This window comes from Streptomyces pinistramenti (assembly GCF_020564935.1).
GTDB classification, from domain to species: domain Bacteria; phylum Actinomycetota; class Actinomycetes; order Streptomycetales; family Streptomycetaceae; genus Streptomyces; species Streptomyces pinistramenti.
The window spans coordinates 112,698-137,936 of record NZ_JAJCXB010000001.1 but is presented as its reverse complement, the minus strand read 5'-3'; the positions used below and the strand labels follow the sequence as shown (position 1 = coordinate 137,936).

Below are 25,239 nucleotides of genomic sequence, written 5' to 3'. Positions count from 1 at the left end.
CCGCCCGGCGGGGACCTACGGTGTGCCGTCCTCACGCAGCGTCCTGTGCCGCCGCTGTGAAGTGGGCGACGGCCCGTTTCGCGAAGCGCGCGGCGGCCACCGAGAGATAGGTGTCCGCGCGACGGACCAGGCTGAGCGTGCGCACGCAGTCGGGTGCGTCCAGCCGCACCAGGGACAGCGAGGCGTGGGCGACGCCGGCCCGGGAGACCGCGGGCAGCAGGCCGACCCCCAGCCCTGCGGCCACCAGGGAGTGGGTGGCGCCCGGTTCGTCGCCCTCGCAGACGATCAGCGGCCGGCAGCCGATCCCGGCGAACAGCCGGTCGAGCAGGGCACGTTGCCAGTGGCCCTGCCGGGTGCTGAGGAACGGCTCGTCGACGAGTTCGTCGACGGCGACGCACGCCCGGCCGGCCAGCGGGTGCCCGTCGGGCACCGCGAGCAGCACTTCCTCGCGCAGCAGTTCCACCACGTCGAGGCCGGGTCCGTACAGCGGCTGCGAGGCGACGCAGAAGTCGACTTCGCGGGCCCGGAGTTGCTCGCTCATCACGTCGGCGGTGGACTGGTGGAGGCGGACGGTGACGTCCGGGTGTGCGGTGTGGAAGCCGGCCAGCAGGTCGGCGAGCGGCAGCAGGGTCTCGGCGGCGAGGGCCACGCTGCCCCGGCCCGGCCCCGCCGCGTCCGCCAGCTCCCGCCGCCCGTCGTCGAGTTCGCCCAGCGCACGCTCGACCCGCCGCAGGAAGGCCGCGCCGTGACGGTTGAGGCGGACGGTGCGGCCCTGGCGGTCGAAGAGCGGCACGCCCAGCTCGGCCTCCAGTCTGGCGATGGTGCGGCTCACCGACGGCTGCGCCACCCGCAGTTCCTCGGCGGCGCGGCTGATGTGCTCGCGGCGGGCCACGGCCTGGAAGTAGCGCAGGGCCAGCAGGTCCACGGCGCGGTCAGCCGCGGGAGGAGAGGGTGGCCCAGACCGTCTTGCCGGAGTGGTCGGGCGGCGTCCAGCCCCAGGCGTCGCTGAGCTGGTCGACGATCTGGAGGCCGCGCCCGGACTCGGCCAGCGGGTCGGGGGTACCTATCACAGGCGCCGCCGCGCCGCCGTCCGACACCGCGCACAGCACGCCGCCGTCCTGCCGGGTCAGGGCCAGCCAGGCGGGGTGGACCCGGCTCGGATGCGCGCCGTCGCCGGTGCCGGCGGCGGCCTTCCGTATGCCGTAGCGCAGTGCGTTGCTGACCAGTTCGGAGACGATCAGGGCCGCGTCGTCGGCGACCGTGGCGCACATGCGCCAGCCCTGGAGGGTCACCCGGGTGAACCGCCGGGCGTCCGCGACGGTGCGTCCCGAGACGCTGAGCGCGCAGGCGGCGAAGGAGTCGGGGCCCGGCACCCACCAGGGGTCGTCACACGGCTCCTCCCACAGGCTGGCGTGCACGGTCTCTGCCGGATGTGTCGTCATCACGATCTCCGCGAAGGGCGCTTTCGGGGGCTGGGCCGGGTTGCCCAGGACAGCTAATATCCTCGTCAGCCGTCCCTCGCTGCAAGTGCATCTGCAAGTACATCGGTAAGGACGGCCGCACAGGGGCTTGTTCACGCCAACGTGATCGCAGGCCACGGAACGGTCGGAGGCGGGGCCTCCAGCAAGGAGCAGCAGTGATGGAGACGGTGCCCAACGGCATAGCGGCAACCCGTATCGAGCGCGCGGAATGGCGCAAGAGCCGCCGAAGCAACCCCAGCGGCAACTGCGTTGAGCTGGCAGTTCTTGCCGACGGCGGGGTGGCGGTGCGCAACTCCCGGCATGTGACGGGCCCCGCGCTCGTCTACACCCGGGAGGAGATGGCGGCCTTCGTCCAAGGCGCCAAGGACGGCGATTTCGACGATCTGATCGGCCGTGACTGACGCATATGTCGGCCGGATAGTCGATCCGCTGTACGTATCCATCTCGCGGTGGGACACTGGGCGTTCGCCCGACCACCCTGGGGAGTCTGCATGATCGCCGCGCAGCCGAGCCGCGAACCCTCTCTGCGCCACTATCTGGAGCACCCACGGGGCGGGCCGACGGTTCTGCGCATCGTCCTGGGCACCCAGCTGCGCAGGCTGCGGGAGGCCGCCCACATCACCCGCGAGGCGGCAGGCGATGCCATCCGCGGCTCGCACGCCAAGATCAGCCGCCTCGAACTGGGCCGGGTGAGCTGCAAGGAACGCGACGTCGCCGATCTCCTGACGCTCTACAACGTCACGGACGAGGCGGACCGTGCCGACTTCCTCGCGCTCGCCCGCCGTACCAGCACGCCGGGTTGGTGGCATCAGTACGGCGATGTGCTGCCCGGCTGGTTCGAGACCCACATCGGCCTCGAAGAGGCGGCTTCGGTCATCCGCACGTACGAAGTGCAGTTCGTGCCGGGCCTGCTGCAGACCGCGGAATACGCCCGCGCGGTGACCAAGCTCGGGCATCCGCGGGCCTCGGCCGAGGAGATCGAGCGCCGGGTGGCGCTGCGGATGCAGCGTCAGCAGCTGCTCAGCGTTCCGCACGCGCCACGACTGTGGGCTGTGATAGACGAGGCTTCCCTGCGGCGTCCGCTGGGCGACCGGAAGGTGATGGACGAGCAGTTGCGGCATCTCCTGACGATGTCGAAGCTGCCGAACGTCACCCTGCAGATCGCCCCGTTCAGCCTCGGCGGGCTGGCTGCCGCCGGTGGTCCGATCACGATCCTGCGGTTCCTGGAGCCGGACCTGCCGGACATCGTCTACCTGGAGCAGCTGACCAGCGCGCTCTATCTGGACAAGCGCGATGACGTCGACCACTACCTGGCCGTCATGGACCGGCTGAGCGCTCAGGCCGAGTCACCGCGCAACTCGCTGGCGATACTGGAAAGGCTGCTCGAACAGGAGAGTTGAGCCGCCGGAAAGCGCATACGGAGGGGCAGGGGCCCGGCAGGCCCCCGCCCCTCCGCGTGCGTTCAAGGCTGCTAGTTCTTGCGGGCCACGCCGCCGTACTCGATCCACTCCATGGTGGCCTGCTTGGGGCCGATGTTCCCGTCCGGCTTCCAGGTGGAGACCTCGACCAGACCGGGCTCCAATATCTCCAAACCATCGAGGTAGGAAGCCAGTTCGTGCTCCTGGCGCACCCGGCCCCACTGTCCCTGCGTGCTGACCCGCATGAACTCGGTGACGAAGTCGCGGGTCGCCTTGTCCTCGCTGACCAGCTGACACACCACCAGGAAGCTGCCGGGCGCCAGCTTGTCGGCGACCCGGCGTATCAGGGCGCCGGGGTCGTCCTCATCCGTGATGCAGTGCAGCACGGACACGAACAGCGCGGCGACCGGCTGCTCCAGGTCGATGAGCCGCTGGACCTCGGCGCTGGAGAAGATGCCGTCGGTGTCGCGCATGTCCGCCTGGATGACGGCGGTGTTGTGGTTCTCCTCCAGCAGGGCCCGGCCGTGCGCCAGGACGATCGGGTCGTTGTCGACGTAGACAACGCGGGACTCCGGGTCCACGGCCTGGGAGACCTGGTGGACGTTGTCCTGGGTGGGCAGACCTGAGCCGTGGTCGATGAACTGCCGGATGCCGTGTTCCTGGGCGAGCCAGCGCACCGCCCGCTGAAGGAAACGGCGGTTGTTGATGGCGAGCACCTGGGTGCTGGGGACGACCTTGTCCAGTTCCCCGCACGCCTCGCGGTCGACCGCGTAGTTGTCCTTGCCGCCGAGGTAGTAGTCGTACATCCGCGCCACGCTCGGAATACTGACATCGACGACGCCGGACAGCGGCTTTGATTCTTGGCTCATTGCATACGTTCCCGTCGCTTCGGCATCACCGGCATGGGCCCGCGGCCGCAACGGTGCACCACCTGCGGCCGCGCCGGGCTCAGCCCCCAACATACCCACGAAATGGCGGTCGTTGCAGGTCGGCGGTGGAGTCAATTGTGCGGCAGACCGGAGAGGCCGACAGGACACGGGGGCAGGCGTCCGGTACCCGCCCGTCAGACCTTGGGGATGTCGAAGTAGCGGTTCAGGCCGGAGGCGAGGCCGAGGTCACCGGTCGCCTTGAGCTTGCGGCTGAGGAACATCGTCACCGGATTGCCGTTGCCGGAGACCAGTTTGAGGAACGCGGCGTCGCCCATCACCAGCGTCAGCCGCGGCTGGTCCGCCGACCCGCCTTCCCGCACCGTGCAGACGCCGTCGGCGATGGTCGTCTCGTAGACCGCTTCGGACTCTCCGGTGATCTTCCAGCGGATCAGCGCGCTGAGCGAGCCGGCGGCTTCCGGCCGGAACTGCCGGCCCATCCGCCCGAAGATCTCGCCGAGCACCCGCGCCCGCAGGTCGCCGGTGGCGATCTCGGTGATCTGCCGGGCACTCAACCCCTTGACGATCCCGGCGAATTCGTCGGGGGTGACGCCGGCGAAGTCCAGTGCGGCCAGTCGGACACGGACGTCATCAGTCACGACATTCCCCTTATCGTTCGGTTAACTTACTAATAGGTCAGATTATGCCTGCGCGGGCGGGACCGGCAAGGAGCACGCAGGGCGGCGCGCCTCCCGGCACGCCCCGGGCGCCGTCCGCCCGCACGGCGGGACGGAACCAGCCCCTCCGCTCCGTTCCTCTGGTGGGGCCCGCGTCCGACCGGTAGAAGGGACGGATGACCACAGAGATGAGTGAGCCGACCGGCGGGGCGGCACCGGCCGCCGGGGGAATACCGACCGTCGAGGAGATGGTGCGCGCCAACCAGGCCAACTGGGACGCGCGCACCCCCGTCCATGTGGCCAGCGCGTTCTACGGACTGGACGGATCCAGGACCGCCGATGACTGGTTCGCGCCCTTCGAATGGGACGACCTCGGCGGCCTCGGCGGGCGGGACGTGCTGCACCTCCAGTGCCACCTGGGCACCGAGACGGCCGCGTTCGCCGACCGCGGTGCCGCGCACACGGTGGGGCTCGACTTCTCCGCCGCCGCGGTCGCCGAGGCCCGGCGGCTGGCCCGCGAGGGCGGCCGGGACATGGAGTTCGTCCGGTCCGACGTGCACCGGGCCGTGGAGGCGCTCGGCGGCCGCCGGTTCGACGTGATCTACACCGGCAAGGGCGCGCTGTGCTACCTCCCGGACCTCACCGCGTGGGCCTCGGTCGTCAGCGCGCTGCTCCGCCCCGGCGGCACGCTCTACCTCGTGGAATTCCACCCGCTGCTCGACTCCCTGGGCCCCGCGCCCGACCCCGAAAGGCAGCAACTGCTGCTGCACCACGACTACTTGTCCGGCCGCGGGCCGCTCAGGAGCGATACCCCCGGTACGTATACGGACGGGCCGCCGGTCGAGAAGGCGACGGTCAGCTACGAGTGGCGGCACGGCATCGGTGAGGTGGTCTCGGCGGTGGTCGGGGCGGGCCTGTCGGTGGAGCTGCTGCGCGAGACCGAGCTGCTGCCCTGGAAGCGCTTCGACGCGATGGTGCCGTCCGAGAACGGCTGGTGGCGCCTGCCGCCGTCGCAGCCGATCGTCCCGCTGCTGTACGCGCTGCGGGCGGTGAAGAAGAGCTGAGGGCACCGTCGGCGGCGGGCGGTACGGGCCCGCCGCCGCGGACCCCGGTCTCACAGCCGCCGGTACACCGACCGCAGCAGCTGCTCCTTGGCCGGGCCGCCGACCCGCCACTGAAGGTGCCATTCGTCCGGCCCGGCAACGGTGAAGGTCCCCTCGTAGCGGTCCGCGGCGCAGGGGTGGACGGTGTGCCACCGGCCGCGGCGCAGGTCCAGGTCGTGGAAGGGCCGGCCGTCGGCGAAGGACACCTCGGCGCCGCCGTCGGGACGCGGCCGCAGCCGCAGCGTCCGGGACGCCGGGTGTACCGCCCCGGCCCAGGTCAGCTCGCCCTCCTCGACGTGCAGCAGCGCCTCACCCGCGTCGTCGGGCCGGAACTCCGCCGTGCCGCGGAAGCTGCCCGCGGCGCCGGACCGCACATCGCGGACGGTCCGCTCGATGCTCCAGCGGCCGGCGAGATAGGCCGCGGTGTCGGGCACCGGGTGGCGGGCGGGCTGCCGGGCGGGCTGGGAGGACATGGCCCCGATTCTCCCCCGGCGGCCGCCGCACGGGCACCCGGGTCCGCCCGGTACCGGCGCGGGCCGCCGCTCCCGGGCCCGGCGGCACGTGTCGTGCGGACTCGCACCGCCGCGCCTACGCTCGGTGTCGAGAGCGTCACCGGGGTGCGCTCCCCCGCCGCACGCCGCGGCCGCGCCCCGTCCCGTCGGCAGCGCCGCCAGGCCCGCCGCCGGCACCGCGTACGAGACCGAGACCGGAGGCACTCCCATGCCGGACCTGTTCATCGGCGGTCGCTGGACCGCAGCGGCAGACGGGCAGGTGCGCGAGATCCGCTGCCCGGCGGACGGCACCCTGGTCGCGACCGTCGACGAAGGCGGGGCGAAGGACGCGGCGGCGGCCATCGCCGCGGCGCGTACCGCCTTCGACGACGGGCCCTGGCCCTGGACGCCTGCGGCCGAGCGCGGGCGGCTGCTGCTGCGGGTCGCCGATCTGCTGGAGCGCGACAAGGACGCGCTGGCCCGCGCCGAGTCGCTGGACACCGGCAAGCGGCTGGTCGAGAGCTGCTACGACATGGACGACATCGCCAACTGCTTCCGCTACTTCGGCAATCTCGGGGCGGCCGGTGGCACGAACCGCGTGGTGGACACCGGTGCCGCCGAGACGGACAGCACGGTGCGGCACGAGCCGGTCGGCGTCTGCTCGCTGATCACGCCGTGGAACTATCCGCTGCTCCAGACCGCCTGGAAGGTGGCGCCCGCCGTCGCGGCAGGCAACACCTTCGTGCTGAAGCCCAGCGAGCTGACCCCGCACACCGCGATCCACCTGATGCGGCTGCTGACCGAGGCGGGGCTGCCGGACGGCGCCGCCAACCTGGTGCTCGGCACCGGGCCCGTGGTGGGCGCGCCGCTCACCGAGGACCCGCGGGTGGACATGGTGTCGTTCACCGGCGGGCTGCTCACCGGGCGGCGCATCATGGCCGCCGCGGCACCCACCGTGAAGAAGATCGCCCTCGAACTGGGCGGCAAGAACCCCAACCTCGTCTTCGCGGACACCGAGTTCGACACCGCGGTGGACCACGCGGTGATGGCGATCTTCCTGCACTCCGGGCAGGTCTGCTCGGCGGGGGCCCGGCTGCTCGTCCAGGACGAACTGCACGACGCGTTCGTCGACGAGCTGGTGGCCCGCGCCCGGCGCATCCGGCTCGGCGGTCCCTTCGACGACAACGCCCGCACCGGCCCGCTGATCTCCGCCGCGCACCGCACCAAGGTCGAGGCGTATGTGGCGGCCGGCCTGGCCGAGGGCGCCGTGCTCCGGTGCGGCGGGGCGGCTCCCGACGACCCGGCGCTGCGGGACGGCTTCTACTACCTGCCGACGGTGCTCGACGAGTGCACCCCTGACATGTCCGTGATCCGTGACGAGTCGTTCGGGCCGGTGATGACCGTCGAGCGGTTCCGCGACGAGGACGAGGCGGTCCGGCTCGCCAACGACACGGTGTACGGCCTGACCGCGGCGGTGTGGACGCAGGACAGCGGGCGCGCCCACCGGGTCGCGGCCCGGATCCGCGCCGGAACGGTCTGGATCAACGACTTCCATCCGTACGTGCCGCAGGCCGAGTGGGGCGGCATGAAGCAGTCGGGCATCGGGCGGGAACTGGGGCCTGCGGGGCTCGCCGAGTACCAGGAAGCCAAGCATGTGTGGCGCAATACCGCGCCCAGACCGCAGAGGTGGTTCGAGTGAGCGAGGAGGACCCGCCCCGCCCCGGTACCCGCGCCGACGGCAGCCACGACGACGATTCGCTCACCGAGTTCGGCTACAAACCCGAACTCAAGCGCACCCTGGGCAACTTCCACACCTTCGCCGCCGGCATCAGCTACATCTCGATCCTCACCGGCACCTTCCAGCTGTTCTACTTCGGCGTGAGCCACGGCGGCCCGGCGTACTGGTGGTCCTGGCCGATGGTCTTCCTCGGCCAGCTGACGGTCGCGCTGTGCTTCTGCGAGCTGGCCGCCCGCTATCCGGTGGCCGGTTCGATCTACAACTGGGCCAAGCAGCTCGGCGGCCCGCACGTCGGCTGGCTGGGCGGGTGGATGATGCTGACCGCCACCATGGTCTCGCTGTCCGCCGTGGCCCTCGCCTACCAGGTGACGCTGCCGCAGATCTCGTCGTGGTTCCAGTTCATCGGCAACGGCACCGGCAGGACGGACTCGGCGGCCAACGCCGTCCTGCTGGGCACCGTCCTCATCACCTTCACCACGCTGGTCAACGCCTTCGGCGTGAAGCTGATGGCACGGATCAACTCCGCAGGCGTGGCCATCGAACTCATCGCCGCCATCGTCCTGATCATCCTCCTCGCCGCGCACATCACCCGCGGCCCCTCGGCGATCACCGAGACCTTCGGCCTGGGCAGCGGCCAGAATTTCGGCTACTTCAGCGCGTTCCTGACCGCGTCCCTGGCCTCCGCGTACGTCATGTACGGCTTCGACACGGCGTCCTCGCTCGGTGAGGAGTCCAAGGATCCGGGCCGCAACGCGCCCCGGGCGATCCTGCGGGCGCTGCTCGCGTCGTTTCTCATCGGCGGCCTGATCCTGCTGTTCGCGCTGCTGGCGGTGCCGGACCTGCACTCCAAGCAACTGTCCGTGGACGGGCTGCAGTTCGTGGTGCTGTCGACGCTGGGCTCGACGGTGGGGCAGGTCGTCCTGTGGTGCGTGGTCGTCGCGATCACCGTGTGCGAACTGGCCGTGCACACCGCGGGCATCCGCCTCGCGTTCGCGATGGCCCGGGACAACAACCTGCCCGCCGCCTCGCTGCTCGCCAAGGTGAGCCCGCGCTTCCAGACCCCGGTGCTGCCCGCGGTGGTGATCGGCCTGGTCGCGGTCTGCATCCTGCTGATCAACGTCAACCAGCCGCAGATCTTCTCGGTGATCACCAGCATCGCGATCATCATGATCTACCTGGCCTATCTGATGGTGACGGCTCCGATGCTGGTCAAGCGGCTGCGCGGCCAGTGGAAACCGGCCGAGGGAAAGTTCTCCCTCGGCCGGTTCGGACTGCCGGTCAACATCCTCGCCGTCCTGTGGGGCGCCGCGATGTCCCTCAACCTCGCCTGGCCGCGGGCCGCGGTCTACAACGCGACCGGCCCGCAGCACTGGTACCTGCGCTGGGGCGCCTTCCTGTTCATCGGCGTCGTGGCACTCGGCGGCTTCGCCTACTACTGGTTCGTCCAGCGCAAACGCACCGGCGTCCTGGCGGGGCATGCGGCGGTGCCTACGTCGCCGGGGGCGTGACAACGAAAAATCCCCACGATCTGCGAGAGATCGTGGGGATTGCTCTGTTGTGTCCGAGGGGGGACTTGAACCCCCACGCCCGATAAAGGGCACTAGCACCTCAAGCTAGCGCGTCTGCCATTCCGCCACCCGGACCAGGTGTGATCTTCGCGGGGCGTTCCCCGCGGCGACATAGACAACAATACCAAGGTTTCGGAGTGCCTTTCACCTGCGTATCCACCCGGCACACAGCCTCACGTCATGGGCGATAAGGGGCATATTCGGCAAAGGGTGACATCATCGCGCAGGCCCCGGGGCCTGTCGCCGTTGCGGGAGCATCTGCGGGACACCTTCTGGTTCGCGCCCACCGCGGGGCTGGTGTGGCGCTGCGGTGGGGGCGTCGGCGCTCGATGCCGAGATCATCGCGGTGTTGCAGCGGGGGCGGGAGTACGACGCGGTCCGGGATCTGGTCTCGTTCGCGGATGACGCCAGGACGATCGTGACAACGGTCAGCTCGGCGATGACGGCCTTCATCGGCGTGGTCTTCAGCATCTCGCTGGTCGCGGTGCAGATGGCGAGCGGCAGTTCACGCCGCGGGTGGTGCGGATCTCCGTCAGGAGCCGGATCAGCGAGCTGACGCTCACCGTGTTCCTGGCGACGTTCCTGTTCTCGCTGCTGGTGCCGGCCTCGTACGAGGGCGAGACGCATGCACGGCAGGTCACCACGGTGCCGCTGGTGCAGAGCGTGCTGACCGTGGCGCTGGTCGGTCTGAGCCTGCTGTCATCGCGTATGTGTCATCGACGCTGCGGCTGATGCAGGTCGGGCCGGTCGTGGAGCAGATCACGCGGGAGACGTTCCGGATGCCGGCGCGGCAGCCGGCGGTTGGCGGGACGAGGGGCCGCCGGTTCCCGAGTCGGCGCGGGTGGCACATCAGGGGCCGGCGGGGGTGCTGCGCGATGTGAATGTCGCGCGGCTGGTGCGGGCCGCGCGGCGGCAGGGGTGGTGTTGCGGCTGATTCCGCGGGTCGGGGATTTCGTGATGCCGGGGACGCCGGTGCTCGCGGTGCACGGCGGGGCAGCGCCGCCGCGTCGGGCGCTGGGGTACACGGTGTCGGTCGGCGTGGAGCGCACCTCTCACCAGTATCTGGGGCTGGAGCTGCGGCAGTTGTCGGACATCGCGCTGCGGGCCCTGTCGTCGGCGGTGAACGATCCGACGACGGCCGTGCAGCACCTGGACCTGGTCGTGCAGATTCTGGCGGCGCCGGCGCACCGGCCGCTCGGACAGGTGCGGCACCGGGACCGGAAGGGCGCGGTGCGGCTGGTGCAGAACGTTCCCGGCGGACGGATCTGGTGGATCTGGGGCCGGCCGGGATCCGGGCGTGCTCGGTGCGCTCTCCGCAGGTCACCCGGCGGCTGCTGGCGGGGATCGACGACCTGTTGCCGCTCGCGCCCGCCGACCGCCGGGATCCGCTGCGGCGCCACCGTGCGCTCCTGGTGCAGGCATGGGAGCGGACGGCGCCGACGGCTGCCGATCGGCAGTTCGCGGAGCTTCCCGACCGGCAGGGCATCGGCTGACCGGTGTCGGGGGCGGGACCGGTCGCCCCGGATGACGAGGAGCACGGAAAGGTTCCAGGCACCCGCGCTTCGGACGGTCGCGAAGGGCCCGCCCGATGACTTTCGGCCGGGTCTCGGCCGCTTTTCGCTGTCCGTTCCGCCCTCGGCCGGGCCGATGGCGAGGTATCTGCCGGTGTCCGCGGCGGCCCCGCCGGGCGCCGGGCCGGGCCGTGACGGCGGCCGGGCGGGAGGGCCGGGCGGGAGGCGGGCGCGCTCCGCGACCGGCGCCAACAGGCCCTGGAGGGGCCGGGTTCCCGTGCCGGATATGCCGTGCGGCTCTCACAGGTTTCTTGGCTCGATCACCCCGCACGCCTCTGGACATCGGGGCGGTGGTGCGGGATAACGGGATCCATACAGTATTCGTCGACTGTATGCAATCTGCCGGGACGGCCCGGCCGGTACCCCATGAAGGGAAGCGATGCCCCATGCCCGAGGACGCCCAGGACCTCATCTCCGGCGGGCACTTGGTCGCCAAAGCACTCAAGGCCGAAGGTGTGGACGTCATCTACACCCTCTGCGGCGGCCACATCATCGATATCTACGACGGCTGCGTCGACGAGGGCATCGAGGTGGTGGATGTACGCCATGAACAGGTCGCCGCCCATGCCGCGGACGGCTACGCCCGGATCACCGGCAGGCCCGGCTGCGCCGTGGTCACCGCGGGCCCCGGCACCACCGACGCGGTCACCGGTGTCGCCAACGCCTTCCGCGCCGAGTCCCCCATGCTGCTGATCGGCGGTCAAGGAGCGCACACCCAGCACAAGATGGGCTCGCTGCAGGACCTGCCGCACGTCGAGATGATGGCGCCGATCACCAAGTTCTCCGCCACCGTGCCCGACACCGCCCGCGCGGCCGACATGGTCTCGATGGCCTTCCGCGAGTGCTACCACGGCGCGCCGGGGCCCTCGTTCCTGGAGATCCCCCGGGACGTGCTGGACGCGAAGGTGCCGCGGGAGGATGCCCGGATCCCCCAGGCCGGCCGCTACCGCGCGTCGACCCGCTCGGCCGGCGACCCGGAAGCCGTCCAGCAGCTCGCCGATCTGCTCGTGCGCGCGGAGCGGCCGGCGATCCTGCTGGGCAGCCAGGTGTGGACGACCCGGGCGACGGACGCGGCGACGGAACTCGTACGGACCCTGAACGTCCCCGCGTACATGAACGGCGCCGGCCGTGGCACGCTGCCGCCCGGCGATCCGCACCACTTCCAGCTGTCGCGCCGCTACGCCTTCTCCAACGCCGACCTCATCGTCATCGTCGGCACGCCCTTCGACTTCCGGATGGGGTACGGCAAGCGGCTGTCCCCCGCGGCCACCGTCGTCCAGATCGACCTGGACTACCGCACCGTCGGCAAGAACCGCGACGTCGACCTGGGAATCCTGGGCGACGCCGGTCTGGTGCTCGCCGCCGTCACCCAGGCCGCCTCCGGGCAGCTGACCGGGACTTCCGCGCCGCGCAAGGAGTGGATCGAGGAGCTGCGGGCCGCCGAGCAGACCGCGATCGAGAAGCGGCTGCCGCAGCTGCGCTCGGACGCCGACCCGATCCATCCCTACCGCCTGGTCAGCGAGATCAACGACTTCCTGACCGAGGACTCGATCTACATCGGTGACGGCGGCGACATCGTCACCTTCTCCGGGCAGGTCGTCCAGCCCAAGTCGCCGGGCCACTGGATGGATCCGGGGCCGCTGGGCACCCTCGGCGTCGGCGTGCCGTTCGTCATGGCCGCCAAGCAGGCCCGGCCCGACAAGGAGGTCGTGGCGCTCTTCGGGGACGGCGCGTTCTCGCTCACCGGCTGGGACTTCGAGACGCTGGTCCGCTTCAACCTGCCGTTCGTCGGGATCGTCGGCAACAACTCCTCGATGAACCAGATCCGTTACGGCCAGAAGGCCAAGTACGGCGATGCGCGCGAGCGGATCGGCAACACCCTCGGGGACGTCCCGTACGACCAGTTCGCGCGGATGCTCGGCGGGTACGGCGAGGAGGTCCGCGACCCCGCGCAGATCCGTCCGGCGCTGGAGCGGGCCCGCCAGTCGGGCAAGCCCTCGCTGATCAACGTCTGGGTGGATCCGGATGCGTACGCCCCCGGAACCATGAACCAGACCATGTACAAGTGACCGGTAAGGAGCGGGAGATGAGCAAGACTCCGGAGGCGGGCAAGGCCCTGAGCGGGGTCCGTGTCCTCGACATGACGCATGTGCAGTCCGGCCCGTCGGCCACCCAGCTGCTGGCCTGGCTCGGTGCGGACGTCATCAAGCTGGAGGCGACCACCGGTGACATCACGCGCAAGCAACTGCGCGACATCCCGGACGTCGACTCCCTCTACTTCACCATGCTCAACTGCAACAAGCGCAGCATCACCCTCAACACCAAGAGCGAGCGCGGCAAGGAAATCCTCACCGAGCTGATCAAGCGCAGCGACGTCCTGGTGGAGAACTTCGGCCCCGGCGCGGTGGACCGTATGGGCTTCTCCTGGGAGCGCATCCAGGAGATCAACCCGCGGATCGTCTACGCCTCCATCAAGGGCTTCGGCGACGGCCCGTACACCAAGTTCAAGGCGTACGAGGTGGTGGCGCAGGCGATGGGCGGGTCGATGGCGACGACCGGCTTCGAGGACGGGCCGCCGCTGGCCACCGGCGCGCAGATCGGCGACTCGGGGACCGGCGTGCACTGCGTGGCCGGCATTCTCGCGGCGCTCTACCAGCGGGAGCACACCGGGCGCGGCCAGCGGGTGAACGTCGCGATGCAGCACGCCGTGCTGAACCTGTGCCGGGTCAAGCTGCGCGACCAACAAAGGCTCGGGAACGGCCCGTTGGCGGAGTATCCGAACGACGACTTCGGTGACGAGGTGCCGCGCAGCGGCAACGCGAGCGGCGGCGGGCAGCCCGGCTGGGCGGTGCGCTGCGCGCCGGGCGGGCCCAACGACTACGTCTATGTGATCGTGCAGCCGGTCGGCTGGCAGCCGCTCACCGCGCTGATCGGGCGCCCCGAGCTGGCCGCCGACCCGGAGTGGGCGACGCCGGAGGCCCGGCTGCCCAAGCTCTCCAAGATGTTCCAGCTGATCGAGGAGTGGACCAGCACGCTGCCCAAGTGGGAGGTGCTGGAGCAGTTGAACGCGCACAACATCCCGTGCGGCCCGATCCTCTCGACGAAGGAGATCGTCGAGGACGCCTCGCTGGCCGCCAACGAGATGGTGGTGCAGGTCGAGCACCCCGAGCGCGGCAGCTTCACCACCGTCGGCTCGCCGCTGAAGCTGTCCGACTCGCCCGTCGACGTCGACCGTTCTCCGCTGCTCGGTGAGCACAACGAAGAGGTGTACGCCGGTGAGCTGGGACTCGACGGCGAGGAACTGCGGCTGCTCAAGGCGAACGGAGTGATCTGATGGCTGATCGGAAAGAGTCCGTACAGGCGGTGCTGGACGCCGCGCGGGCCGAGGGCCGGGCGGCGCTGACCGCCCCGGAGGGCAAGCGGATCGCGGATGCTTACGGCATCCCGACGCCGGCGGAGGGCCTGGCGGAGACCGCGGACGAGGCGGTGGCGCTGGCCGACCGGATCGGCTTCCCGGTGGCGCTGAAGATCGTGTCGCCGGACATCCTGCACAAGACGGACGCGGGTGGGGTGCGCGTCCAACTGGCATCGGCCGCCGAGGTGCGGGGCGCGTTCTGCGCCATCGTGCAGAACGCGAAGGCGTACGCCCCCGAGGCGCGGATCAGCGGGGTGCAGGTGCAGCAGATGGTGCCCGAGGGGCAGGAGGTGATCGTCGGGGCGGTGACCGACCCGACGTTCGGCAAGATCGTGGCCTTCGGGCTCGGCGGGGTACTGGTGGAGGTGCTCAAGGACGTCACCTTCCGGCTCGCGCCCGCGTCGGCGGACGACGCCGCGTCGATGCTGGACGGCATCCGGGCGGCGGAGGTGCTGCGCGGGGTGCGGGGCGCGCCGCCGGTGGACCGTGCGGCGCTGACCGACCTGATCGTGCGCACCTCGCAACTGGCCGCGGATTTCCCGGAGATCGCCGAGGTCGACCTCAATCCGGTGTTCGCCGCCGCGGACGGCGCGATGGCGGCCGATGTGCGGATCCTGCTGGCACAGGAGGCGCCGGTGGCGCGGCGGCGCTACGGGAAGGAGGAGATCCTGACCGCGATGCGGCGGCTGATGCGGCCGCGGTCGGTGGCGGTCATCGGCGCGTCCAACGAGCCCGGGAAGATCGGCAATTCGGTGATGCGCAATCTCATCGACGGCGGCTTCGGCGGAGAGATCCATCCGGTGAACCCGAAGGCCGACGACATCCTCGGCCGCAAGGCGTACAAGTCGGTGGCGGATGTGCCGGGCGAGGTCGATGTGGCGGTGTTCGCGATTCCCGCGGCGTTCGTCCCCGCCGCCCTGGAGGAGGCCGGCCGCAAGGGCGTCCCGAACGCGGTGCTGATCCCGTCCGGCTTCGCCGAGACCGGCGAACACGCGCTCCAGGAACGGATCGTGGCGATCGGCGAGGAGTACGGCATCCGCCTGCTGGGGCCGAACATCTACGGCTACTACTCGACCTGGCACGACCTGTGCGCGACGTTCTGCACGCCGTACGACGTCAAGGGCGGGGTGGCGCTGACCTCGCAGTCCGGCGGGATCGGGATGGCCATCCTGGGCTTCGCACGGACCACCAGGACCGGCGTCTCGGCGATCGTGGGGCTCGGCAACAAGTCCGACGTGGACGAGGACGATCTGCTCACGTACTTCGGCGAGGACGACAACACCACGTGCATCGCCATGCATCTCGAAGACCTCAAGGACGGCCGGGCGTTCGTCGAAGCGGCCCGCGAGACGGTGCGCAAGAAGCCGGTGGTGGTGCTGAAGGCGGGGCGTACGAGCGCGGGCGCGAAGGCGGCGGGTTCGCACACCGGCGCGCTGGCCGGGGACGACGCGGTCTACGACGACGTCCTGCGGCAGGCCGGTGTCATCCGGGCGCCGGGTCTGAACGACATGCTGGAGTACGCGCGGGCGCTGCCGGTCCTGCCCACGCCGCAGGGCGACAACGTCGTGGTGATCACCGGCGCCGGCGGCTCCGGCGTGCTGCTGTCGGACGCGATCGTCGACAACGGGCTGCGGCTGATGGAGATACCGGACGATCTGGACGCCGCCTTCCGGAAGTTCATCCCGCCGTTCGGTGCGGCCGGCAATCCGGTGGACATCACCGGCGGTGAGCCGCCCTCGACGTACGAGGCGACGATCCGGCTGGGCATGGAGGATCCGCGGATCCATGCGCTGGTGCTCGGCTACTGGCACACCATCGTCACACCGCCGATGGTCTTCGCGAAGCTGACGGCGCGGGTGGTCGAGGAGTTCCGGGCGCGCGGCATCGAGAAGCCGGTGGTGGCGTCGCTGGCCGGCGACACCGAGGTGGAGGAGGCCGCCGCGTATCTCTTCGAGCGCGGGGTGGTCGCGTATCCGTACACGACCGAGAAGCCGGTGGCGGCGCTCGGGGCGAAGTACCGCTGGGCGCGGGCTGCGGGGCTGTTGACCTGACCCCGCTCTCCTGGAGCGCGAAAAAGGTTCGGACAGGGGGCGCTGACCGAGTTCTTTCGATTCCAAGGGGACCACATGAGTACAACGAACGACCGGAATGCGGCAGGCGGTGCCGCATTCCGGGAAGTCACGGACAGCAAGGGGCGGGTGTACCGGATCGGGGAAACCGACCGGGACCTGCTCGGGCATTCCCGCAAATTAATGGTGTACCTGCCGTGGATCGCAATGATCGCGATCAGCGTGTCCGAGTACGCGTACGGCTCCGCCGAGGACACCTTGTCGCAGGCGCACGGCTGGTCGCAGAGCAACACCTTCTGGATCCTGAGCGTCTGGATCTTCTTCCAGGCGGGCGTCGCCTTCCCGGCCGGCTGGCTGCGTGAGCGGGGTCTGCTCACCGCCCGCCGGGCCACCTTCCTCGGGGCGGGGCTCTGCCTCGTCGGCTTCGTCGCACTCGCGCACCTGGACAACGTCTTCCTGGCGATCTGCGGCTTCGGCGTGGTCGGCGGTCTCGGTTCCGGTCTGGTCTATGCCACCTGTATCAACATGGTCGGCAAATGGTTCCCGGAACGGCGGGGCGCGAAGACCGGATTCGTCAACGGTGGATTCGCCTATGGCGCGCTGCCGTTCATCTTCATCTTCAACTACGCGTTCGACACCAGCAATTTCGCCGAGGTGTTGGATCTCATCGGCGTGTACGTGCTGATCGTGGTGGCGGTCTGCGCCTGGTTCTTCAAGGATCCGCCGAAGAACTGGTGGCCGGCCGATATCGACCCTTCCTCAAGCTCTCAGCTCCGTTCGAGCAGGGGAGACCCCCATCATTTCGCCGGCAACAGGAAGAGCGCGGCGAGCCTGGCGAAGAATCCGCCCGCGGTGAAGCAGTACACGCCCAAGGAGGCGCTCCGCAGCGGAATGCTTCCGCTGATGTGGGTCACGGTCGTGATGACCGCCGGTGTATCGATATTCGGGATCTCGTTCCAGGTGGACTTCGCGGAGGACGTCGGCTTCGGGCCGCTGGTGGCCGCCTCGTCGATGGGCGTGATGTCCGTCGTCAACGGCGTCGGGCGAGGGGCGGTCGGCTGGCTCTCCGACCTGTGGGGCCGCAAGGCCACGCTGGTGTTCGTCATCGTCATGCTGGGGCTCGCGCAGTTCGGCGTGATCTGGGCGGGCACCCTCCACAGCCAATGGCTTTTCCTGGTCTTCGCCTTCCTCTCGGGATTCGGCGGCGGCGCGTTCTACCCGCTGTTCGCCGCACTGACCCCGGACTACTTCGGCGAGAACTACAACGCCAGCAACTACGGCCTGGTCTACAGCGGCAAGCTGATCAGCGGCCTGTTCGGCGGCGGCCTGGGGTCGATGGTGGTCGACTCCTGGGGCTACTACGGCGCCTACGCGGTGGCCGGCGGCGTCTCCATGGTGGCGGCGGGATGCGCGCTGCTGCTGCGGCAGCCGGGCAGGCCGCGGGTGCGCAAGGTCCTGCCCAATCCTCGGCCGATCAGCCGTGAGCTGATCTGAGCCGGCCCGGCCGCGGCGGACAGCGGCCGGCAGGATGACGAAGGCGGACGGTGTCTCATCGGCGCCGCCCGCCTCGCCTGCTGTGCCGGCCCTGCTGTGACGTCAATGCCGTACGGGTCAGCCTTCCGGGTTGCCGGTCTCCTCCAGCGTCCGGTCGGCAATCGCCCGGTGGTGGCGTACGACCTCGCTGATGATGAAGTTCAGGAACTTCTCGGCGAAGGCCGGATCGAGCCGGGCGTCGGCGGCCAGGGTGCGCAGCCGCTCGATCTGGGCCGCCTCGCGGGCCGGATCGGCGGGCGGCAGGCTGTGCCGGGCCTTCAACTCGCCGACCTGCTGGGTGCACTTGAAGCGCTCGGCGAGCAGATGCACCAGCGCGGCGTCGAGGTTGTCGATGCTGCTGCGCAGGTGGAGCAGCCGCTCCCGGGCCGCCTCGTCGGCGACGCGGGCCGCGTCGCCGGCCGCCGCTGCTGTCCCTTCGCTCATGTGCCTCTCGCCATTCGTCATCGGTGGTGCGTGAACGGGTGCACATTACCCGCCGGGCGGGGCGGTGCCGATCCGCGTCTCGGGGAGCGGACCGACCCGCCGGAGCCACCGTGGTGTCAGGTCTGCGCGCGCTCGTGGTACGTGCGGCGGGTGTGCTCGGTGTGCGTCCGCATGACGGCCGCGGCGCGGGCCTCGTCGCGGTCGGCGATGGCCGCGATCAGCTCCCGGTGCTCGATCCAGGACTGCTTGCCGCGCTGCCGGGCCACCGGCGTGTAGTACCAGCGCACCCGTCTCCCGACCTGTGCGGACAATTCGGCGAGCACGGTGTTGCCTGCCAGCTCCATCACCTTGTCGTGGAAGGCGGCATTGGCCACCACCGCACCGTCCACGTCGTCGTCCTGCACCGCGCGCTCGCCGGTGGTGCACAGCTCCTCCAGCTCCGCTATGCCCGCGGACCCGGTGGCGGCCGCGGCAAGCCCGGCCGCCTCGGCCTCAAGAAGCGTACGGACCGTCAGCAGCTGGTCGGCCTCTTCCTCGGTCGGCTCGTGCACGAACGCGCCCTGGGCGGGCCGCAGATCGACCCAGCCGTCGGTGCTCAGCCGCTGGAGCGCCTCGCGCACCGGCTGCCGTGAGACGCCCAGATGCCCGGCGAGTTCGCTCTCGACCAGATGCTGCCCCGGGCGCAGCGCGCGGGTGGTGATCAGTTCCAGCAGCGCTTCGTAGACGCGCTCGCGCAGCGGTCCCGGTCGTTCGAGCTTCGGGACGGTGCCCTGCGGTAGTCCGGCGGAAAGCATCGAGATCCCCTCTGTTGACGCCTGCGGGAGCGTGCGCACCTACAGGACCGCGGACCGACGGCATCGGCCCGCACGACGACGGAACTGCACAGCACGGTGCAATGGGTTATCGCTCACGGCTCTCACGCGTGGTGGTGCAATTGGTTATCGTCTACAGTCTACCGACTCCCCTTCCCTCGCGCAGGACGACCGGTGATCTGCCGCCCCGGCCACCTCGCGCCCGCGCCAACTGCGGGGAGAATGAACCCCATTGGGACCGGCGGCACCGCCGGCAGGAAGCGCCGGATTCCCGGCGCCCGGCAGGGGGCGACAACCATGCGCGACGGCGGGGGCCGACATCGCGATCGTCGGCGGCAGCGTCGCCGGCTGCGCGGCCGCGCTCGCCGCACACCGCGCGGGCGCCGGCCGGATCACCGTCTTCGAGCGGGCCGCCGGACAGCTGGCCGACCGCGGCGTCGGCCTCGCGGTCCACGACGACCGCTACGCCGAACTGGCCGCCGCCGGCTACCTCGACGCCGCCATGCCATGCGTCCGGCTGACCACCCGCCGCTGGTACGTCAGGGACGGCCGCGCCCCGTTCGGCCGGGAGATCGCCGCCCTGCCGTTCCCGTTCCGCTCCTCCTGCTGGGGGCCGCTCTGGCGGGAGTTACGGCGGCGGCTGCCTGCGGACGTCACGTTCCGCGCCGGGACGACGGTGCGCGAGGTCGCGGCGACGGCCGACGGCGCCACGCTGCGCTGCGAGGGCGAAGCCGACACCCGCCGCTACGACCTGGTCATCGGCGCCGACGGCTACCGCTCGGTGGTGCGGCAGGCGGCGTTCCCCGGCGTCCGGCCCGCTTACGCCGGCTACCTGGCCTGGCGCGGCGCGGTCCCCTGCGAACTGCTCGGCACCCTCGACCTGCCCGGCCTGCCACCGTCCGGCTGGGCCGAGGAGGACTGCGTCTACGCCGTCTTCCCCGGCGGCCACGTCATCATCTACCGCATCCCCGACGGCCGGGGCGGCCACCGCGCCAACTGGGTCCTCTACACCACCCCGCCCCCGGGCCTCGGCCTCCACCTGGACACCCCCACCAGCCTGCCGCCCGGCACGCTCTCCGACGCACTGCACACCCATCTCGACCAAGTGGCCGACGAGTTGCTGCCCCCGTACTGGGGCGGACTGATCCGCCTGACGCCCCCCGCGGAACGCTTCATCCAGCCGCTCTACGACTTCACCGCGCCCGACTACGTCTCCGGAAGGCTGCTGCTGGCCGGCGACGCGGCCACCGTCGCGCGGCCGCACACGGGGGCCGGCGCGGTCAAGGCGCTCCAGGACGCTGCGGCACTGGAGCGCGTGCTGTGCACCGTCCGCGAGCGGCCCGGTTCTCCGGCGGCGTACGGCAGCGGACGCGGCGCGGCCGGCCGGTCGATGGTGGAGCTGGGCCGGCGGCTCGGCCGGTGGCTGGTCCTGTGGAGACACCGGACTGGCCGGCGCTGGACCGGGAAGCGCTGGCACGGCAGTGGGCCGCGTCCGACACCTCGGGGACCTTCGGCGGAAGCGAACTCCGTTCCTGAGAACGCGAGTTGACCGAAACCGCCCCTTCACCACTCCCGTTGCCGCCGCCCCCTTGCCGCCGGCGGGCGAATACTGTAGACAATATTCGCTTGCCCTGCCCGGCCGACCTGAGCTCCGGCACACGCCCCACCACGGCGCCACCCACCGCCCGCCCGGTACGTACAGGACAATGAGAGCGTCAAGGGCCGAGGCCACCCCGCCGCACCGCGGTCCGGTGGCCCCGGCGGCTTCCGCAGGGGAACCGCTTCGGCCGGCAGCACAGAACGCACCGGACGCACGGCGCCGGTGAGGACGGAACTGATCAGACATGGGACGGGTCACCGAGCGACGCCGCGTCATCCGCATCCGCGACGGGGTGCAGACCACCACCCGCCCGGACACCCTCGTCACCGAGGAGCCGATGGAGATCCGGCTGGGCGGCAAGCCGCTGGCCATCACCATGCGCACACCGGGTGACGACTTCGCGCTGGCCGCCGGCTTCCTCGTCAGCGAGGGGGTCCTGGCGTCCGCCGACGACCTGGCACACATCGTCTACTGCGCGGGCGCCGTCGGCAGCGAGGGGACGCCCCTGCCGGTGGCCGAGGGCGGCGCGAACACCTACAACGTCGTCGACGTGCGCCTGGCGCCCGGTGTGCCCGTCCCCGACATCACCCTGGAGCGCAACGTCTACACCACGTCGTCCTGCGGCCTGTGCGGCAAGGCGAGCCTGGACGCGGTGCGCACCACGGCGCACTGGGCACTGGACACCTCCCCCGACACCCCGGTCCGGATCGACCCGGCGACCCTGAGCCTCCTCCCCGACCGGCTCCGGGCCGCCCAGCACGTCTTCGACCGGACCGGGGCCCTGCACGCGGCGGCGCTGTTCAGCACGGACGGGGAACTGCTCGACGTGCGGGAGGACGTCGGGCGGCACAACGCCGTGGACAAGATCGTCGGCCGGGCGCTGCAACAGGGCCTGCTGCCGCTGTCGTCGAGCGTGCTGATGGTGTCGGGACGGGCCTCCTTCGAGCTGGCGCAGAAGGCGGTGATGGCGGGCATCCCCGTCCTCGCGGCGGTCTCCGCCCCGTCCTCGCTCGCCGTCGACCTCGCCGCCGAGACCGGCCTGACGCTGGTCGGCTTCCTGCGCGGCACCTCCATGAACGTGTACGCGGGCGAGCATCGGATCGCCCTGCCGGCCACGGCCGGCCGGGCCTGACGCCCCCCGCGGCACGGACCGGCGGGCCGGCCGGCGAAGCGCGCCCCCTGCGCCGCCGGCCCGCGTACGGCCCGCCCCGGGATCCGGGTGACCGTCAGCCCGCCCCGGGCCGCACGATCCGGGTGAGCAGGGCGACCAACTGGGCGCGCTCGTCCGACGTCAGGGCCGCGGTCAGTTCGGCGTTGGCCTCGTCGCCGAGCTTCTGCGTGCGGCGCAGCCTGCGCCGCCCCTCGGCGGAGATCTCCACGGCGTTCTTCCGCCGGTCCCTGGCATCGGGGCTGCGGGTGACCAGCCCGTCCTTCTGCAGGTCGTTGACGACGGCGACCATGTCCTTGGGGTCGATGCCCAGCGTGCGGCCCAGGTCCGCCTGCGAGACCGGGCCGCTTTCGGCGACGGCCGACAGCACGGCGTGATGCATCATCCGCATCCCTTCGGCGGCCAGCGCGTCGGCGACGAGCCGGTGCCCGCGGGCGGCGGCCCGGCCCAGCAGCCAACTGGGGAGCACACGGATACGACTGGGGGCGTAGGGGGTGTCGGCCATGGGGTCAGGCTACCGAGAATCCATTGGCGCTCCCAACGGAAATGCGCTGGCGGCCCCTCCGTCGGCGGATCACCGCCGGGACACCCGACGAACCTTCCGCAGGCACCCGTCCATACGGCGCATTTCACCATCACGCCACGTCACCTCGCGGTCCCGCCGACCGAACTCCGGGGCGTGGCGCGCGTCGTGACGGCCGCCGGATCCGCGGCCACGGCGGACTTCACGCGCGTACTCGGCGCGCCGACCACGGCGGCCGTCTGATCTTCTTCAACTCCGGCGCCCCCCCGCACGACCTGCTCACCGGCTCCGAGGCCCGCACCGGGCTGACGATGCGGCACTTCTCCACCGCGCACCGGGAGCTGCACGACCGGCACCACACCGAGGTGCGGGAGCCGACCGGCCGCGGGCCGCCGTGCACGCCGAACTGCCGCCGGCCGACGCGGCGAAGGCACACGCGATCGTCGAGGCCCGGAGCAACCTGGGCAAGGTCGCGCTCCGGCCGTGACATTCGCCGGGCGCCGGGCGCGCGGCAGCGGTACGCGCCCGGCGTGCGCGGCGCCGACGGCGCACCCACCACGGTCCGCGCGGGTGAATTCCGGTCCGGGACGGGCCAACCGGCGCACACTCCTTGTCGCGCTGTAGCGGCGGCAGTACGTTCCGTCACAGGACATGGGACGTGGGATGTCCCGTCCTGATGACCGACGCCCGACGCCTCGAAAGCAGGCCGGACCATGACGTCAGCCCTCCGTGCACACTCCGTTCTCCGCAGCAGACCCCGGCGGCGCGCCACCGCCGCCTTCGCCGCACTGACCGCAGCGGCGCTCGCCCTCCTCCCCACCGCTCCGGCCGACGCCGCACCCAGCCGGTCCGCGGCCCCTGCGGCGACCCCGGTCACCGCCCCCGCAGGCGGCTTCGACCAGCAGGTCCTCTTCAAGGCGGACCGGGAAAAGGGCTATGCCTGCTTCCGCATACCGGCCGTCGTCGAGTCGGCGCGCGGCACCCTGCTCGCCTTCGCCGAGGGACGGGTGCACGACTGCGGCGACGCCGGAGACATCGACCTCGTCCTCAAGCGCTCGACCGACGGGGGCCGCACCTGGGGCCCGCTCCAGGTCGTCAACGACGGCGGCGGCGACACCCACGGCAACCCGGTCCCCGTCGTCGACCGCCGCACCGGCCGCATCCTCCTCACCGAGACCTACAACAAGGGCCGCACCGACGGCCTCAACTGCACCACCCCCTGCGACCGCACCCCTCACCTCCAGTACAGCGACGACGACGGCGCCACCTGGTCGACGCCCCGTGACCTCACCCCCGCCATCCGGCCCCCGCAGTGGAACTCCTGGTACACGACGGGCCCGCTGCACGGCATCCAGCTGACGCGGGGGCGGCACGCGGGACGGCTGGTCGTCGGCATCAACGCCGAGAGCTACGCGGACGGCCGGATCACCGCCAACCACGCGGCCCTCGTCCACAGCGACGACGGCGGCACCACCTGGCGGGTCGGCGCCGTCGACAGCTGGCCGATCACCGCAGGCGCCGTCCCCCGGGGAACCCCAACGACCGGAAAGGGCGCGCAGCCGGCCGGCACCTTCCGCCAGAAACCCTCCGAAATGGCCCTCCTGGAACGCTCCGACGGCTCGGTCTACGTCAACGGGCGCGAACAGGACGGCACGGACCTCGGCCACCGCACCGCCGCGGTCAGCCGGGACGGCGGCGACACCTTCAGTGCCCCGTTCCGCGCCATCCCCGACCTCTACACACCGATGGTGCAGGCATCGGCGCTCCGGCTGCCGGCATCCCGCGCCACCGGCGGCCACAGCCGGACGCTGCTCGCGGCACCCGCCGACCCCGACCGGCGCCGCACCATGACCATCCGCTCCTCCTGGGACGAGGGCCGCACCTGGGAGGGTGTCGACCGGGGCGCCCGCGTCACCACGGACTGGTCCGGCTACTCGGACCTGGTCGCCATCTCCCCCGACGTCACCGGCCTCCTCTACGAAGGCGGCGCCGCCGACGCCCGCGACGAACTGCGCTTCGCCCGCTTCACCCAGCAGTGGCTCGGCCCGCGCCGCGCCCCCGACCCGACGACCCGGGACGCCGCACCGGGCGCTCCCGGCGCCCTCGTCCTGGGCGGCGCCAGGACCACCGACGGCGTCTTCGGCCGCGCCCTGGCCTTCGACGGCAACGACGACGCGGTCCGCCTCCCGTACCGCGACTCCCTCCCGCTGGGCACCCACGCCTTCACCTGCAGCCTCTGGTTCCGCTACGACGCCACCCGCGGCGAGCAGCCGCTGCTGTGGATGGGCGGATCCGGCGCCGCCGCGCCGCAGGTCACGCTGGTCGGCGACCCGGCGCACGGCAGGATCACCGGCCGGCTGACCGCTGTGGACGGCGCGGCACCCCCGGCCACCGCCGTGGTCTCCACCGCGAGCTCCTACAACGACGGGCACTGGCACCACCTCGCCCTGCGCCGCGGCGGCGGACGGCTGCGGCTGACCGTGGACGGCACGGCGACCACGACGGTGCCCGACGTGCCGGGATCGGTCAGCCGCGGCTCCGTCTTCGGCGTGCACCTCGGCCAACGGCTCGACAGCCGGGCGCAGTTCACCGGCGCACTCGACGAGGTCGGCGTCTACCGCAGGGCGCTGACCGACCAGGAGCTGACCGGCCTGCGCACCACGGACGCCGCACCGTCCGGCCCAACGGTGCTACGGCTCCCGCTCGACCGGGTACAGGGCCGCTGAACGGTGCCGGGCCCGGCGATGTCCGCCGGGCCCGGC

Annotated in this window: 20 protein-coding genes, 1 tRNA gene and 1 pseudogene; 13 read left to right on the top strand and 9 right to left on the bottom strand. The window is 71.4% G+C overall.

Annotation, left to right across the window (positions count from 1 at the left end; genetic code table 11):
* Positions 1-31: 31 nt before the first annotated feature.
* Both LIU39_RS00750 and LIU39_RS00745 read right to left on the bottom strand, forming a co-directional pair.
* Positions 32-925 (bottom strand): LysR family transcriptional regulator, encoded by an 894-nt coding sequence (locus LIU39_RS00750; RefSeq protein WP_227043392.1) that lies wholly within the window; start codon positions 923-925, stop codon positions 32-34.
* A 7-nt stretch (positions 926-932) separates the two neighbouring features.
* Positions 933-1,442 carry an ATP-binding protein gene (locus LIU39_RS00745; RefSeq protein WP_227043390.1) on the bottom strand — a complete coding sequence of 170 codons (510 nt, stop codon included), beginning with the start codon at positions 1,440-1,442 and terminating at the stop codon, positions 933-935.
* Between the two features lie 197 nt (positions 1,443-1,639).
* On the opposite strand from LIU39_RS00745, the gene LIU39_RS00740 reads away from it, so the two are divergent.
* Both LIU39_RS00740 and LIU39_RS00735 read left to right on the top strand, forming a co-directional pair.
* Positions 1,640-1,882, top strand: a complete 243-nt coding sequence (locus tag LIU39_RS00740) for a DUF397 domain-containing protein (RefSeq protein ID WP_227043388.1) — start codon at positions 1,640-1,642, stop codon at positions 1,880-1,882.
* Positions 1,883-1,972: 90 nt separating this feature from the next.
* Complete coding sequence (locus LIU39_RS00735; protein ID WP_227043386.1) at positions 1,973-2,881, top strand: Sco1979 family transcriptional regulator; 909 nt, start codon at positions 1,973-1,975, stop codon at positions 2,879-2,881.
* 71 nt (positions 2,882-2,952) lie between these two features.
* Here LIU39_RS00735 and LIU39_RS00730 read toward each other — a convergent pair whose 3' ends face one another.
* Positions 2,953-3,768 (bottom strand): SAM-dependent methyltransferase, encoded by an 816-nt coding sequence (locus LIU39_RS00730; protein WP_227043383.1) that lies wholly within the window; start codon positions 3,766-3,768, stop codon positions 2,953-2,955.
* 194 nt (positions 3,769-3,962) lie between these two features.
* A complete protein-coding gene (locus LIU39_RS00725; RefSeq protein ID WP_227043382.1) occupies positions 3,963-4,424 on the bottom strand; it encodes an SCP2 sterol-binding domain-containing protein in 462 nt (153 codons plus the stop codon).
* A gap of 194 nt (positions 4,425-4,618) precedes the next feature.
* Here LIU39_RS00725 and LIU39_RS00720 point away from each other — a divergent pair, with 194 nt between their 5' ends.
* Entirely contained in the window at positions 4,619-5,506 is an 888-nt protein-coding gene (locus tag LIU39_RS00720) for a class I SAM-dependent methyltransferase (RefSeq protein WP_372463756.1), read from the top strand.
* Between the two features lie 50 nt (positions 5,507-5,556).
* Here the strand turns inward: LIU39_RS00720 and LIU39_RS00715 are convergent, their stop codons facing one another.
* Positions 5,557-6,018, bottom strand: a complete 462-nt coding sequence (locus tag LIU39_RS00715) for a DUF6314 family protein (protein ID WP_227043381.1) — start codon at positions 6,016-6,018, stop codon at positions 5,557-5,559.
* A gap of 247 nt (positions 6,019-6,265) precedes the next feature.
* On the opposite strand from LIU39_RS00715, the gene LIU39_RS00710 reads away from it, so the two are divergent.
* Positions 6,266-7,735, top strand: a complete 1,470-nt coding sequence (locus LIU39_RS00710; protein ID WP_227043380.1) for an aldehyde dehydrogenase family protein — start codon at positions 6,266-6,268, stop codon at positions 7,733-7,735.
* Positions 7,732-9,282, top strand: a complete 1,551-nt coding sequence (locus LIU39_RS00705) for an APC family permease (RefSeq protein WP_227043379.1) — start codon at positions 7,732-7,734, stop codon at positions 9,280-9,282. The genes LIU39_RS00710 and LIU39_RS00705 overlap by 4 nt, the downstream gene beginning before the upstream one ends.
* 50 nt (positions 9,283-9,332) lie before the next feature.
* Here LIU39_RS00705 and LIU39_RS00700 read toward each other — a convergent pair.
* A tRNA-Leu gene (locus tag LIU39_RS00700) sits at positions 9,333-9,417 on the bottom strand.
* Between the two features lie 105 nt (positions 9,418-9,522).
* On the opposite strand from LIU39_RS00700, the pseudogene LIU39_RS00695 reads away from it, so the two are divergent.
* From LIU39_RS00695 to LIU39_RS00675, 5 genes and pseudogenes are all read left to right on the top strand, one after another.
* Positions 9,523-10,835: pseudogene (locus LIU39_RS00695) on the top strand (DUF2254 domain-containing protein).
* A gap of 464 nt (positions 10,836-11,299) precedes the next feature.
* On the top strand, positions 11,300-12,982 hold the full coding sequence (locus tag LIU39_RS00690; RefSeq protein ID WP_227043377.1) for a thiamine pyrophosphate-binding protein: 1,683 nt from the start codon (positions 11,300-11,302) through the stop codon (positions 12,980-12,982).
* Positions 12,983-12,999: 17 nt separating this feature from the next.
* Positions 13,000-14,247 carry a formyl-CoA transferase gene (frc, locus tag LIU39_RS00685; protein WP_227043375.1) on the top strand — a complete coding sequence of 416 codons (1,248 nt, stop codon included), beginning with the start codon at positions 13,000-13,002 and terminating at the stop codon, positions 14,245-14,247.
* On the top strand, positions 14,247-16,379 hold the full coding sequence (locus tag LIU39_RS00680) for an acetate--CoA ligase family protein (RefSeq protein ID WP_227043373.1): 2,133 nt from the start codon (positions 14,247-14,249) through the stop codon (positions 16,377-16,379). The genes frc and LIU39_RS00680 overlap by 1 nt, the downstream gene beginning before the upstream one ends.
* A 75-nt stretch (positions 16,380-16,454) precedes the next feature.
* Positions 16,455-17,891, top strand: a complete 1,437-nt coding sequence (locus tag LIU39_RS00675; protein WP_227043371.1) for an OFA family MFS transporter — start codon at positions 16,455-16,457, stop codon at positions 17,889-17,891.
* 117 nt (positions 17,892-18,008) lie between these two features.
* Here the strand turns inward: LIU39_RS00675 and LIU39_RS00670 are convergent, their stop codons facing one another.
* Both LIU39_RS00670 and LIU39_RS00665 read right to left on the bottom strand, forming a co-directional pair.
* Complete coding sequence (locus tag LIU39_RS00670; protein ID WP_227043369.1) at positions 18,009-18,374, bottom strand: chorismate mutase; 366 nt, start codon at positions 18,372-18,374, stop codon at positions 18,009-18,011.
* A 116-nt stretch (positions 18,375-18,490) separates the two neighbouring features.
* Complete coding sequence (locus LIU39_RS00665; protein WP_227043367.1) at positions 18,491-19,168, bottom strand: GntR family transcriptional regulator; 678 nt, start codon at positions 19,166-19,168, stop codon at positions 18,491-18,493.
* Positions 19,169-19,418: 250 nt separating this feature from the next.
* On the opposite strand from LIU39_RS00665, the gene LIU39_RS00660 reads away from it, so the two are divergent.
* Together LIU39_RS00660 and fdhD are read left to right on the top strand one after the other, a co-directional pair.
* Positions 19,419-20,735 (top strand): FAD-dependent monooxygenase, encoded by a 1,317-nt coding sequence (locus tag LIU39_RS00660; RefSeq protein WP_227043366.1) that lies wholly within the window; start codon positions 19,419-19,421, stop codon positions 20,733-20,735.
* A gap of 295 nt (positions 20,736-21,030) precedes the next feature.
* Complete coding sequence (gene fdhD, locus LIU39_RS00655) at positions 21,031-21,918, top strand: formate dehydrogenase accessory sulfurtransferase FdhD (protein WP_227043365.1); 888 nt, start codon at positions 21,031-21,033, stop codon at positions 21,916-21,918.
* 94 nt (positions 21,919-22,012) lie between these two features.
* Here fdhD and LIU39_RS00650 read toward each other — a convergent pair whose 3' ends face one another.
* A complete protein-coding gene (locus LIU39_RS00650; protein WP_227043363.1) occupies positions 22,013-22,459 on the bottom strand; it encodes a MarR family winged helix-turn-helix transcriptional regulator in 447 nt (148 codons plus the stop codon).
* Between the two features lie 731 nt (positions 22,460-23,190).
* On the opposite strand from LIU39_RS00650, the gene LIU39_RS00640 reads away from it, so the two are divergent.
* The gene (locus LIU39_RS00640) at positions 23,191-25,203 is read left to right on the top strand and encodes a sialidase family protein (protein ID WP_227043361.1); all 2,013 of its coding nucleotides are present in this window, start codon (positions 23,191-23,193) and stop codon (positions 25,201-25,203) included.
* Positions 25,204-25,239 lie beyond the last annotated feature (36 nt).